Raw genomic sequence first — 12,548 nt, forward strand, 5'->3', positions numbered from 1 at the left:
AGCACCGTCTTGCCCACACCGGCGCCACCGAACAGACCGATCTTGCCACCCTGCACGTACGGGGTGAGCACGTCGATCACCTTGATGCCGGTCACACCGGCTTCGTCAGCGGTCCGCGTGTGCAGACCGGACCAGACCCGGGCGTCGACCACTTCGGCGGTGAGCTGCGACCATTCCGCGTAAGTGCGGTACTCCCCCGGAGCCGTCGAGCTGCCGATGGTGACGGCTTCGTCCGGTCCTTCGCCGGTCAGCGCCGTCAACACGGCTTCCGCTGCCCCGGCATAGGTGTTGTGCCCGCTGGGGTAGTCGGGGTGCAGCGGCGTCGTGGCCTCCGGCGTCCAGCCCGGGTCCGGCGTGGTGCCCGGATCACCGTCACCGTCGTCAGCTGCCCGGATGGCCGTGACAGGCCGCCAGCGGGCGTAGGTGTACTTGCTGTCGGAAGTGGCGATCTGCGTGTCCACGAGGGCGACGTTGAAGATCGCCACCATGCCGACCCGCTGGAACAACGGCTGCCGCGACTGTTCAAGCGCAGCCCGCAAAACCCCGGTGTAGGCCTGCTGCGTGGACTGCTCCCAGAACTTCGCCGTCCTGGTCTGCTCGTCAGTGCGCACCGCGCTGCCCGAGACGCCCAACGCGCGAACCTCGGCCAGATCGGCCCGGTAGCGCTCGGAGCCGAGCTCGGGCGGCGGCCCCAACCGGAACTGCGCCGGGTCGTCGAGCAGGAACGGCTTCGCGTACCTCGATCCGGCCTGGATGGCGGCCCCGTACGTCGGCGGCGTGGGCTGCCAGACCCCGGGACCCGGCGCCGGGGGTTGGTACGGCCCGTTGACCGATTCCGGATCCAATCCGTCGTTCGCTCGATCCGCGAGCACGACGCGCGCCTGCTCGCGGCCGACGCGAACGCCTCGGTCCTCAGCGGGACCGTCCGGGATCCGGTCCAGGGTTCGCTCCAGCGCAGCGTTCAGCTCCGCCTGGCGACTCGGCACCAGTTCCGACAGCGCAGCGTGGACTGCTGATGCGATCGCCGCCTGCTCGTACTCCTGCGGGTGCCCCACCCCGAGGTCAGGGCGGACCGCCCGGGCCGCCGCGAGCCAGGACACCGCCCACACTCGGTTCTTCGTGACCTGCGCCGATGCCGGGATGCCCGCCGCGTCCACGGTTGCGGCGGACACGTCGTACCACTCCAAAGCCACATCCACAGCCGGCTGGCCGATTGCGGATGGCACCGCGACCGTCGTTCCGACCACCACCGACACGGCGGCCAAGGCGGTGCTACCTCTGGACGCCCACCCTCGTTCGAACAAGCCTCTTCCCATGTGCAGCTCCTCCGTCGGCGTTCACCTCTCGGTGCCACGTACGACGACAGCGGCGAGCAGGTTCACCACCAATCCGATTCCGACCATCCGGTCTGCCGCGCTGAGCTCACTTCCTGGCGGGGCTTCGAGCAGGGAACTCCTGGTGTCCCTGCGGTTTCGGCGCAACGCCCGCGTATCCGTCCGCGCACCGGGTCGTTGCGCTTGGTGGCGGGGATAGCGTCGGCTGCGGGAGGTCGTCCGTGTCTCAGGGGTGGAGTCGGACATCGCTGCGCCTGCTCGGCGCGCTAGCGGCGGTGGCGTTGCTGGTGTCCTCCTCGGAGGTCCTGACCGCGGCGGCCGACGGGCCGGTGGACACGACCGTGCCGCGCGCGGAGTGCGGGCCGGGATCGGCCCCGGAGACCGGGCTGCAGGGGCAAGTGCCGCTGGGCGACCGGCAGAGCGGGCGCAGCAGCCAAGCGCCCTACCAGTGCAATCTGGAGCTGCTGGGCCAGTTCCAGGGGCAGGGCCAGGCGACGGTCAGGGCTTCCTACGGCCACTGCCAGTACCTGGGCACGATCGTCACCGGATCGCCGCGCGCGGAGCGGCCCGGGGTGAACGTCGTCGACTTCTCCGACCCCGCGCAACCGGAGCTGACCGATTCGCTGGTCAGCCCCGCCACGGTGGGCGGCACGTGGGAGACGTTGAAGGTGAACGAGGAACGCGGCCTGCTCGCCGCGGTTTCCACCGGGATCCTCACCGGAGGGGTGTTCTTCTCCGTCTACGACGTCAAGACCGACTGCGCGCATCCCCGCTTGCTCAACAGCGTCGCCGGAACGCAGCTGACGCTGCCGATGCCGACGCCCGGCCACGAGGGCGGGTGGGCGCCGGACGGGCGGACCTACTACGCCACCGGCGCCGTGGGCGGCACGATCGCCGCCATCGACGTTGCCGACCCGGCCAGCCCGAGCGTGGTGTTCGTCGGCACCACCGGCTTGTCCAACCACGGCTTCGGGGTCAGCGCCGACGGCAACCGGCTTTACGTGGCCAGCGCGCTGCCCGCCGGGATCACCACCTTCGACGCCAGCGACGTCCAGCGGCGCAAGCCCTTTCCGCTGTTGCGCCGGATCTCCGACATCAGCTGGCAGGACGGGCTGATCACCCAGCACGCGATCCCCTTCACCGACGGCGGCCGGCCGTACCTGGTGGTGGCGGACGAGTTCGGCTCCGGCGGGGTGCGGATCATCGACATCTCCGACGAGCGCGCCCCGAAGACCGTCCGCCAGCTCAAGCTGGAGATCAACCGGCCGGAGAACACCGCCCTGCGCGCCGAGGACACCGCGCGCAACGGGATCTTCGGCTACGAGGCGCACTACTGCACGATCGACCGGCCCGCGGACCCGACCGCGCTGGCCTGCGGCTGGGTGCAGTCCGGCATCCGGGTGTTCGACATCCGCGAACCGGACCGGCCGCGGGAGATCGCCTACTTCAACCCGCCCGGACAGGTCGGGCAGAACGCGCGGCTGGTGAACTCCGCGCACGCCACGGTTCCGGTGGGTGCCACCGTCTCCGACATCAGCAACGGCAACGTCGGCAACCCCCCGCTGAACCTCGGCCCGACCGACCTGACGGCGGACTGGTGCATGTCCCCGCCCCGGTTCGTCGGCGAGCAGTTGTGGGTTTCCTGCGACGACAACGGCGCCTTGGCGTTGCAGTTCACCAACGACGCCTACCCCCTGCGATGAACCGCCGCGTCCTGGCCGCGCTGGCAGCGCTGGCGGTGTTCGGGATCGGCCTGCTCGCCGGCACGTCGCTGCGCGGCGGCGGTGACGCGCAACGCACCTCTCCCAGCGCCTCCGACGTCGGGTTCAGCCAGGACATGATCGTGCACCACCAGCAGGCGGTGACCATGGTGCAGCTGGTCCGCGGCAAGCTGAGCCCGCAGGTGGATGCCGCAGCCGAGGCGATCGCGGCCGACCAGCTCCGCGAAATCGGCCGGATGCAGGGCTGGCTGGTGCTCTGGGAAGCACCTCAGATCGCGGAAGCGCCGATGTCCTGGATGGGCGGCGCGCACCACCACGGCGAAACCCCCATGCCGGGCATGGCTTCCATGCCGGAGCTCAACCAGCTCGGTTCGAGCACGGGGACCGACGCCGACGTCGTCTTCCTGCAGCTGATGATCCGGCACCACCAGGGCGGCGTCGACATGGCCGCCGCGGCCGCGCAGCAGGTGTCGAACCCGCACGTGCGCGACCTGGCCAACGCGATCGTCGCCGAACAGCAGCAGGAGATCGGCACGTTGACCCTCTTGCTGCAGCAATCCGGTGCGCAGCCGCTGCCCGCCCGCTGATCTGCGCCCCTCCGCACGGGGTGTCGATCCGATCGTGCTCGCCGAATTCGCGCGTCCGCGGCACATCCCGTTGAGCGGCAGCAGAAGCGAACGCCTTCTGCGGGAAGCTACCTACGCTCGACGCATGGCAATCGAGACTTCCCAGGCCGGGATGCAGGCGAACTCCGCTGGTGGCGCATCGAAGTCGATCTTCGACGAGGTCGTCGACCGCAAGAGCTCCAACTCCATGAAGTGGGCGTTCGCGAAGACGATGTTGACTCCCGAGCAGGCCGTGGCGGACCCGCTCCCGATGTGGGTCGCCGACACCGACTTCAAGGCCCCGCAGGCAGTCGTCGACGCCCTCCACGAGGCCGTGGACCACGGTGTCTTCGGCTATCCCGGTGGCGCGAGCGACAGCTACGTGGATGCGGTGACGAGTTGGCAGTTCCGCAGGTTCGGGTGGGAGGTGCCCGAGGAGTGGGTGGTGCAGACCCCCGGGGTCATCACGACGCTGAAAACCGCCGTGCAAGCCTTCTCCGCACCTGGCGATTCGATCCTCATCCAGCCCCCGGTCTACGGGCACTTCCACGACGACGTCCTGCTCAACGGACGCCACCTCGCCCTCGCTCCGCTGGAACGCACCGACGACGGATACCGGTTCGACGCGCGAACGTTCGAAGCCGCGATCCAGCCCAACACCAAGCTGTTCATCCTCAGCCACCCGCACAACCCGACGGGAAACGTCTGGACCGAGGAAGAACTGACCGCGATGGGCGAGATCTGCGCCCAGCGCGGAATCCTCGTCGTCTCCGACGAGATCCACCAAGACCTGATCATGAACCCGGCGAAGAAGCACGTCCCGTTCGCCTCGCTCTCCCCCGAGTTCGCGCGCAACAGCATCACGTGCACGGCCCCGAGCAAGACCTTCAACCTGCCGGGTTTGCAGAGCGCGAACGCCTTCGTACCCGACCGCCGCCTGCGCGAGGAACTGCTGCGCCAGTACGACCGGAACGCGTTCCCCTTGGTCAACACCCTCGGAATGGTCGCGGCCGAGGCCGCCTACACGCACGGCGAACCCTGGTTGGAAGAGCTGCTCTCCTACCTGCGCGGCAACCACGAACACTTCGCAACGTCGGTCAACAACGCCACCACGAAGGTGCGCGTCCTACCGGCCGACTCGCTGTACCTGGCGTGGATGGACTGCCGAGAGCTCGGAATGGACGCCGAGACGCTCAACGACTTCATGCTCACCACCGCCCGCCTCTGGCTGGACAAGGGGCAGAAGTTCGGCCTCGACGGACACGGCTACATGCGGGTGAATCTCGGTTGCCCCCGCTCGACAGTCGACCTGGCGATCCAACGACTCCTCACCGCCGTGACGGAACTGTAAAAGGAGCAGTCGATTGAGTTCGAAGCACACCGGCGAATCGATCGTTCTCTCTGCGCTGAACCTTCGAAGCCCTGGGGCGTGGACGGGACTTAGGTCCGCATTCGCGTGCTCGGCCGTGGTGTGTACTGGCCGTGCAGAAACGACATACCTGCGTTCACGCCCAGACCCCGCGTGCGAGGTGGGATTCCGGTGGATTCCGGTGCTGCGGATGATCCGAGCGCTCACGCGTTTCCACCGCCCTCCCATCACCACCGCGTGCTCCCGCACATCGGTGGTCGCAACGCGGGTTCGCCGCGTGGGCCGCAGAGCGCGAGTGCTGGAGGCGCGCGGTCATGGGCCGAGTCGTCGGCCGCTGGAGTGCGGGTAACGGACACTGGCACGAGGGGCCCTGCTTCGAACTGGTGCTGGAGCAGGCATCGGGGAAGTGGGTGCTGACCTACTTCGAGCACGGAGAGGTGCACGCGCGCACCGGGTTCGACACCGAAGAGGACGCGCACGGGGACCTCGGCTGGCTCATGGACAGGATCCCCGCCGAGTACCAGCCCTGGCGCGCGAGCTGACGGACGACTCTCCCGGACGCCGCTGCCCTGGCTCGATCTTCGGAGCTGCTCAGAACCGCGCCGCGAGCACTTGCCGGGCGAGGACGTGGTCGGCGGTGATGCGCTGGGCCAGCTCGGTCAGCCGCAGGTGGTGTGCGCGCGTAGTCGCGCAGCGGTGCGAAGGTGTCGTGGATCTGGAGGTGGCTCTCCTCGGTGAGCACCCTTCTGGCCCGGTCCAGAGCCGCTCGGCTGTTCAGCGTCGCGTGCAGCTGTTCCGCGAGGTGTCCGCGGTGGGCCAGGCAGTGCTGCTGGTGCAGGCTGAGGACAGCGAGGTCGGCGAACCCCTGCGCGAGTGCCACATCGCAGGTGGGCAGTCGGCTGGAGTCGGTGCGGAGCAGGCTGAGCACCCCCACCGTCCGGGCGTGCCAACGCATCGGCAGTGCGTGCACCGTGCGGAACCCGAACGCGATGGCTGCCGTGACGAAGCTGGACCACCGGTCGGTGTCGACGCCCAGCCCCTCGACCGAGATGACCTGGCCGGTGTTCAGGCACTCGATGCACGGACCGCGCTGGTAGATCTGCAGCCGCAGCAACCCGATGGCGTCGGTGCCCTCGTCCGAGGACGCGACCAGGAACAAGCCCCCGGACCTGTTGGCCAGCATTATCCCGACGAGATCCCCGTCGAGCGCGTCGACCGCGTCGGTGGCGAGGTCGTACAGCGTTTCAGACAGGTCGAAGTCGCCCACCAACGCGCGGGCGGTCCTGGCCAGCGCCTCGACCACAGCGCGTTTCGGACACGCCTGGCCTCCGGGGCCGTTCATGGCGGTCCGTCACCGCGTTGACCGTGCGAGGTCGGTTCGGCCCAACCCAAGATCTCCTCGGCACGGCCGCGGTCGGTGACGACCTGCCAGGCCACGCCGGAAAGCCGCGCGTGGTGGGTGCGGGCGTAGCGGCGCAGCAGGTTGAACGCCGTGTCCACGTCGAGCCGGCCGCGGTCGGCGAGCACACCTTTGGCCTGTTCGATGACGACCCGGCTGTTCAGCGCACCCTGCAACTGCTCGATGAGCACATCGCGGCGGGCCAGGGCCCGGTGTTGCAAGATCGCGATGGTGGCCACGTCCGCCAATGCTTGGGCCAGCACCAGGTCGTCGTGGTCCAGCGCAGTGGGTTCGGCGCGGAACAGGTTCAGCGTTCCGATGGTGTCCGTGCGCAGCCGCATCGGCAATGCGTGGACGGTGCGAAAACCCCATCGTTGGGCCTCGGTGGCGAAGCCGGGCCAAGTGGCGGCGTGCTGAGCGATATCCACGGCGGTGACGGGCCTACCGGTGCGGAAGCAGTCGGTGCACGGGCTGGGCTCGTCGGTTTCGACCTGGAACAACTCGACCAGGTGGGCCTGCTCGTTGGACGACGCCAACAACCGCAGGTGCCCCATCTCGTCGACCAGCAGCAGCCCGGCAGCGGCGGTGTCCAGCAGCGCTACGCAGTGCCGCACGAGCGTGTGCAGCAGATCGAGCACGTCGAAGTCGTTGACCAGGTTGTCGGCCAACTCCACGAAGGCCGCCGTCACAGCAGGTTCTTGCGGCTCTGAACGCGCCACCATGGCAAACCTCCTCATCTCCTCACCCTGGTCCCACCCGCACCCCGCTCAGCCTCCGTCCTCCTCGCTGAACCGGAGGCGGCGAGCCACGACATCGGCGGCGACGTCCTTCAACGGCCGGCCCTCGCAGAAGGCGTGGGCGCGCAACCGCGCCAGCGCGGTGTCGGTGGGCACGCTCAACTGCGACGAGACCATGCCGGTGGCTTGGTGCACCGCGGCGTGGTCGCGCCACGACAGGTCGATCAGCTCCGGCTTCACCTCGGCAGCGGCCAGGATGCGGGCCTGGTGGTCCAGCAGTGCGGCGGTCACGGCCGTGGCGACCACCAGCGCTTCGGTGACCTCCTCCAACGGCCCGGTTCGGATGCGGTGGCAATCCAGCACACCGATCCCGATCGCACCAACCTGCAACGGGAACGCGAACAGCGCCCCCACTCCCGCGGCGACGACCTGCTCGGCGAACGCGGGCCACAGCAGCCGAACCTCGTCCGTCGTCACATCCGGCACCAGTACCGGACGTGCCTCGCTGAACGCGGTCACGCACGGCCCTTCGCCGAGGCTGAACTGCAACTCCTCGATCTTGCTCCCCGCCGCGTCGGTCGCTCCCAACAGCATCCGACCGCCCGCGTGTTCGTTGGTCATCAACGACAGCCCGACTCCGTCCACGGGCAATGCCGCGAGACACGCGTGGCACAGTCGCTCGGGCAAGCCTTCCTGCCCGGGCACGTCCGCGACGATCGCGGCGAGCCCCTCCGCCAGCCGGATGCGATCAACCGCCATAGCCGCCCCCGCCCCGGGGATCGGGCGCCATACGGGTCCAGGTTCAACGCATCCGACCCTGCCATTACCACTACTCAGTGTGACACCGCGAACACGGACTCCGGACCGGGACTTTCGGCCCCAGACGCGCAGGGGCGTGCCGGCCGACAGGGTGCTGACTTGATCGGTACAGGAAGGGCGCTAGGTGCGACCGAGCGCCTTCATCGCCGCGGCCTGCACAGCCCGGCGGTCCGTCTTGCCGCCCGGTCCGACCTCGAGCTCGTCGACGGTGACGACGTACTCCGGCAGGTACTCGGTCGCCACGCCGCGCGACCGCAGCCAGTTCGCGAGCGACTCGGTGTCCAGTCGCCCGCTGCCCGCGAGAACGACCGCAGCGCAGACGCGTTCGCCGTAGAGGTCATCGGGAATGCCGACGACGGCGACGTCCGACACCGACTCGTGGCCGCGAACGAGCTCCTCGATCTCGACGATCGAGATGTTCTTGCCGCCCCGGATGATGAAGTCGGCCTTGCGACCGACGACGCGCACCCGGCCGACGTCGTCGATCTCCACCACGTCGCCGAGCAGCATCCAGCCGTCGTCGGTGTAGAGCTCGGCGTTCGCCGCCGGATCCGCCCAGTACCCGGCGGACACCAGCGGGCCGCGCACCGCGGGCTGCCCACGCCGGATCCGTCCGGTGCTCTCGGAACCGGAGTCGTCGAGCACCCGGACGTCCATCGATTCGAGCACGTGACCGCAGGTGCGCAAGCGCGTCTCGACGTCGTCGTCCAGGGTCGTGCGGCTGACGCCACCGGCCTCGTTCGAGCCGTAGAACTGCAGGACCTTGGCACCCGTGCGCTCCTCGAACACGCGAGCATCGCGGTACGCGACGGACTCGCCCCCGGTGTACAGGACGCGGAGGCTCGAAAGATCGCGGGCGCGCACGGCCTCCGAGCGCAGCAGCATCTTGAACTGCGTGCTGACGCAGCAGAGCACGGTGACCTTCTCGCGCTCGATCAGCTCGGCGATCTCCTCGACGTCGAACCTCGACGTCACCACGGCCGGAACGCCGAGGAGCGCCGGCAGGAAGTGCGCCGACCACAGCCCGAAGCCGAACGGAGCCGGAACGGCGGAGCAGACCACGTCGTCCGGCCCGATCCGGCCTCCGAGCATCGCCTCGCGCGCGAAGGCGACCCACCGCCGCTCCCCGTGAGCGACCACCTTCGGCAGTCCGGTCGTTCCGGAGGTCGAGTTGAGGATCGTCACCTCCGACGTGCTGAACGGCACCCCGCTCGAGCTCGTCACTTCGGCTCGGCCCGCACCACCGACGCGGTGCCGCGTGACCGATCCGCGCTCGTCGTCGACGACCACGACATCGACCGGGAAGACCCCGCGTTCCCGCAACTCGACGACGAGGTCGTGCCACGACCGGCCGCGAATCGCTGCCGACGTCACCAGGACCTCGGCGCCGGTGCGGCCCATGATGTGCGCGACTTCCCGCACCCCGGAACGCACCCCGATGGCAGTCGCGACGCGGCCCGCCCGGAAACAGCCGCACAGCGCGGCGTGCACGCCCGCCGTGTCCGGGAGCAGCAGTGCCACGCGCGAGCGCGGACCGCCGGCTGCCCTGTTCAGCTCTTCGGCGACCGCATCCGCCAACCGGTCGTACTCGCTCCACGTCGTCGTCCGGCTCGGGGTCACGAATGCGGTGCCGGTGGGGATCTGCCGCGCCCAGGTGCGCACGACCTCGCTGATCGAGATGTCGTCGTAGAGCCCGGGTGCGGTGGCGAAGCTCCCGGGGACGATGGGACCGCTCACCACATCACTCACCTCGCAGCGCCTCCCAGTCTCACGCCTCGGTGCCTCGGCGGGGTCGTCCGCTGGGCCGCAGCGTGCTGATCCAGCGCCGGGTGTCGGCCGGGTCGATCACGTCGTCCAGCTCGAAGGTGGTGGCCGCGCGCAACGCGCGTCCGCGCTCGTAGGCCTCGGCCACCAGGTCGTCGTACAGCTGCTGGCGCGCGGCCTCGTCGGGCGCCGCCGCGAGTTCCTTGCTGTAGCCCAACCGGACCGCCCCCTCGAGCCCCATACCGCCGATCTCGCCGGTCGGCCACGCCACGGTGAACTGGGGAGCCCGGAAGGAGCCGCCGGTCATCGCCATCGCCCCCAGGCCGTAGCCCTTGCGGAGCACCACTGCGCCGAACGGCACCGTCAGGCGAGCACCGAGCACGAACAGCCCGCCGAAGCGCTTGACCGTCGCGTCCTTCTCCGCCTCCGGTCCGACCATGAAACCCGGTGTGTCGCAGAGGGAAACGATCGGGAGCCCGCCCGATTCGCAGAGCTCCAGGAACTCGGCCAACTTGTCCGCGGCCTCGGCGTCGATCGCGCCGCCCAGGTGGTGGCTGCTGTTGGCCACCAGGCCGTAAGCGACGCCCTCCACCCGGACCAGCGCCGTCACGATGCCGACGCCGTAGTCCGGACGCAGCTCCAGCACCGAGCCCACGTCGACGATGGCATCGATGGCGGTGCGGATGTCGTAAGCGCGCAGCCGGTTCTCGGGCACCACGTGCCGGGCGAGGCGCGGGTCCGGCGCCTCCCACTCCACGCCCTCGCCCGGGGAGAGCGGGCTCTGGAAGTACGAGAGGTACCGGCGCGCCAGGTCGACGGCGTGCTCCTCGTCCTTCGCGACCAGGTCGACGACCCCGTTGCGGCGCTGCACGTCGATCGGACCGATGTCCTCGGGCCGGTACTCCCCCAGCCCACCGCCGGAGATCATCGCGGGTCCGCCCATGCCGATGTTCGCGTCGGGGGTGGCGATCACGACGTCGCAGGCGCCGGCCAGCGCGGCGTTCCCGGCGAAGCAGCGCCCGGAGACGACCGCCACCGTCGGCGCACCGCCGCGCAGCGAACCCAGCAGCCGGAACGTCGGAACGTCCAGCCCCGCAACGACATCGATGTCGGTGTCGCCGGGTCGGCCGCCGCCGCCCTCCGCGAACAGCACCACGGGCACCTTCCGGTCCCGTGCCACCCCCAGGATCCGGTCGGTCTTGGCGTGGTTGCGCATTCCTTGCGTACCGGCGAGCACGGTGTAGTCGTAGGACAGCACCACGGCCTCGGCCGCCGACCGGCCGAACCGATCCGCTCCGATGGTCGCGACGCCGCCGATCAGGCCGTCGGCCGGAGTGCTGGTGATCAGGTCCTGCTCGGACCGCCGGCGGCGCTGGGCGGCGAGCACCAGGGACCCGTACTCGACGAAGCTGCCCGGGTCCACCAGATCGCTGATGTTCTCCCGCGCTGTCCGGCGACCGAGTTTGTGACGCTTGGCCACGGCCTCGGGACGTGCCGAATCCTGGGTGACGGCTTGCCGCTCGCGCACCTCGTCGAGATCGGGCCGGGCGGAGTCCAGGTCGAGCTCGAATGCGGATTCCGCCTCCGCCGCGCGGGTCCGCGCGTACACCACGAGCGGATCGCCCGGCGCCACCGTGCGACCCGGCGGCACGAGCGCGCGCACCACTCGCGCCGCGTGATCGGCAGCCAGGACGTGCTCCAACTTCATGGCCTCCAGCACAGCCAGCTGACCGCCCGCAGGCACCTCCTCGCCTTCGGCGGCAACTGCGACCACTGTGCCCGCCATCCGGGCGCGAACCACCTCTTCTCCCGGCCGCAGCTCCAGCGCGGCGACGGGGGCCGAGGGGGCGGGAGTGGTCGCGCCCGCTTCGGCCACCAGCCGTTCCATGCTTCCTGCCAGGAACGTGGTGCTCACGGGGCCAGCGCGCAGATCCCCGTCCGAGAGAAGGGCGCGCAGGAAGGGGATGTTCGTGGCGGCACCCTCGATCGCGAACTCGCCCAGGGCCGCGTCGAGCTTCGCGAGGGCGGCGGTGCGGGTTCCCGCGCGCGCGATCACCTTGGCCAGCAAGGAGTCGTACCGCGGGCTCACGACCAGGCCCGGCAGTCCGAAGGTGTCCACGCGGACCCCCGGCCCGGTGGGCGGGGTGAACGTCGTGAGGGTGCCCGCGGTCGGTGTCGCGCCGCCGTCGGCGGTCATCGTCTCCAGGTTCACCCGGGCCTGCACCGCCGTGCTCGCGGGGGCTGCGGGTTCGCCCCGCACGCCGGACGCGTCCGCCACGACACCACCGGGGAGCGGGAGGTCGGGCAGGACGGCACCGTCCGCGAGGGCGAGCTGAGCTGCCACCAGGTCCACACCGGTGATCTCCTCGGTGATGGTGTGCTCCACCTGGATCCGGGGGTTCACCTCCAGGAACGCGAACTCCTCACCCCGCACCAAGAATTCCACTGTGGCCAGTCCGCGGTACCCGAGGCTCGCGCAGAGCCGCACCGCGGATTCGTGCAGGCCGCGGCGCACGTCCGGCGCCAGGTCGGCCGCGGGTGCGATCTCGAGCAGCTTCTGGTGCCGCCGTTGCACGCTGCAGTCCCGGTCACCGACCGCCAGGGCGGCCGTGCCGTCCGCGACCACCTGGACCTCGATGTGCCGGGCACCGTCGAACAGGGCCTCCGCGAACACTTCCCGGTCCCCGAAACCCAGATCAGCCTCGGCGGCGCACGCCCGGTAGGCCTCGTCGACGGCAGCGGCGTCGCGAACCACCCGCATACCGCGCCCGCCACCACCGGCCAGCGCCTTGATCATGAT

Annotated in this window: 9 protein-coding genes; 3 read left to right on the top strand and 6 right to left on the bottom strand. The window is 70.0% G+C overall.

Features of this window, described 5'->3' with window-relative positions:
• Positions 1–1,172, bottom strand: a 1,172-nt coding sequence (locus ABTZ89_RS25930; RefSeq protein ID WP_351049270.1) for a vanadium-dependent haloperoxidase, incomplete at its 3' end; no start/stop codon positions are given.
• 383 nt (positions 1,173–1,555) lie between these two features.
• Here ABTZ89_RS25930 and ABTZ89_RS25935 point away from each other — a divergent pair.
• The 3 genes from ABTZ89_RS25935 to ABTZ89_RS25945 all read left to right on the top strand — a co-directional run bounded on the left by ABTZ89_RS25935 (position 1,556) and on the right by ABTZ89_RS25945 (position 5,011).
• On the top strand, positions 1,556–3,037 hold the full coding sequence (locus ABTZ89_RS25935; protein ID WP_351049273.1) for an LVIVD repeat-containing protein: 1,482 nt from the start codon (positions 1,556–1,558) through the stop codon (positions 3,035–3,037).
• Positions 3,034–3,642, top strand: a complete 609-nt coding sequence (locus ABTZ89_RS25940; protein WP_351049276.1) for a DUF305 domain-containing protein — start codon at positions 3,034–3,036, stop codon at positions 3,640–3,642. The genes ABTZ89_RS25935 and ABTZ89_RS25940 overlap by 4 nt, the downstream gene beginning before the upstream one ends.
• Positions 3,643–3,766: 124 nt before the next feature.
• On the top strand, positions 3,767–5,011 hold the full coding sequence (locus ABTZ89_RS25945) for a MalY/PatB family protein (protein ID WP_351049278.1): 1,245 nt from the start codon (positions 3,767–3,769) through the stop codon (positions 5,009–5,011).
• Positions 5,012–5,447: 436 nt separating this feature from the next.
• On the opposite strand, the gene ABTZ89_RS25950 is transcribed toward ABTZ89_RS25945, so the two are convergent.
• The 5 genes from ABTZ89_RS25950 to ABTZ89_RS25970 form a co-directional block, all read right to left on the bottom strand.
• Entirely contained in the window at positions 5,448–6,371 is a 924-nt protein-coding gene (locus tag ABTZ89_RS25950; RefSeq protein WP_351049281.1) for a GAF domain-containing protein, read from the bottom strand.
• Positions 6,368–7,150: a GAF and ANTAR domain-containing protein gene (locus ABTZ89_RS25955; RefSeq protein ID WP_351049284.1), complete on the bottom strand. Its 783-nt coding sequence runs from the start codon at positions 7,148–7,150 to the stop codon at positions 6,368–6,370. Before ABTZ89_RS25955 ends, ABTZ89_RS25950 begins: the two co-directional genes overlap by 4 nt.
• A 45-nt stretch (positions 7,151–7,195) precedes the next feature.
• Positions 7,196–7,924 (bottom strand): GAF domain-containing protein, encoded by a 729-nt coding sequence (locus tag ABTZ89_RS25960; RefSeq protein ID WP_351049287.1) that lies wholly within the window; start codon positions 7,922–7,924, stop codon positions 7,196–7,198.
• A gap of 180 nt (positions 7,925–8,104) precedes the next feature.
• Positions 8,105–9,721 carry a class I adenylate-forming enzyme family protein gene (locus ABTZ89_RS25965; protein WP_351049290.1) on the bottom strand — a complete coding sequence of 539 codons (1,617 nt, stop codon included), beginning with the start codon at positions 9,719–9,721 and terminating at the stop codon, positions 8,105–8,107.
• A gap of 31 nt (positions 9,722–9,752) precedes the next feature.
• Positions 9,753–12,548: acetyl-CoA carboxylase family protein (locus ABTZ89_RS25970; protein WP_351049293.1), on the bottom strand; the 2,796-nt coding region annotated here is incomplete at its 5' end.

Origin of the sequence: Saccharopolyspora sp. NPDC002686 (assembly GCF_040295745.1) — a bacterium.
GTDB lineage: Bacteria > Actinomycetota > Actinomycetes > Mycobacteriales > Pseudonocardiaceae > Saccharopolyspora > Saccharopolyspora oryzae.

Coding starts and splice junctions, on each gene's coding strand:
- ABTZ89_RS25960 (WP_351049287.1), bottom strand. CDS start 7,924: ATGGCGGTTGATCGCATCCGGCTGGCGGAGGGGCTCGCCGCGATCGTC.
- ABTZ89_RS25945 (WP_351049278.1), top strand. CDS start 3,767: ATGGCAATCGAGACTTCCCAGGCCGGGATGCAGGCGAACTCCGCTGGT.
- ABTZ89_RS25950 (WP_351049281.1), bottom strand. CDS start 6,371: ATGAACGGCCCCGGAGGCCAGGCGTGTCCGAAACGCGCTGTGGTCGAG.
- ABTZ89_RS25940 (WP_351049276.1), top strand. CDS start 3,034: ATGAACCGCCGCGTCCTGGCCGCGCTGGCAGCGCTGGCGGTGTTCGGG.
- ABTZ89_RS25955 (WP_351049284.1), bottom strand. CDS start 7,150: ATGGTGGCGCGTTCAGAGCCGCAAGAACCTGCTGTGACGGCGGCCTTC.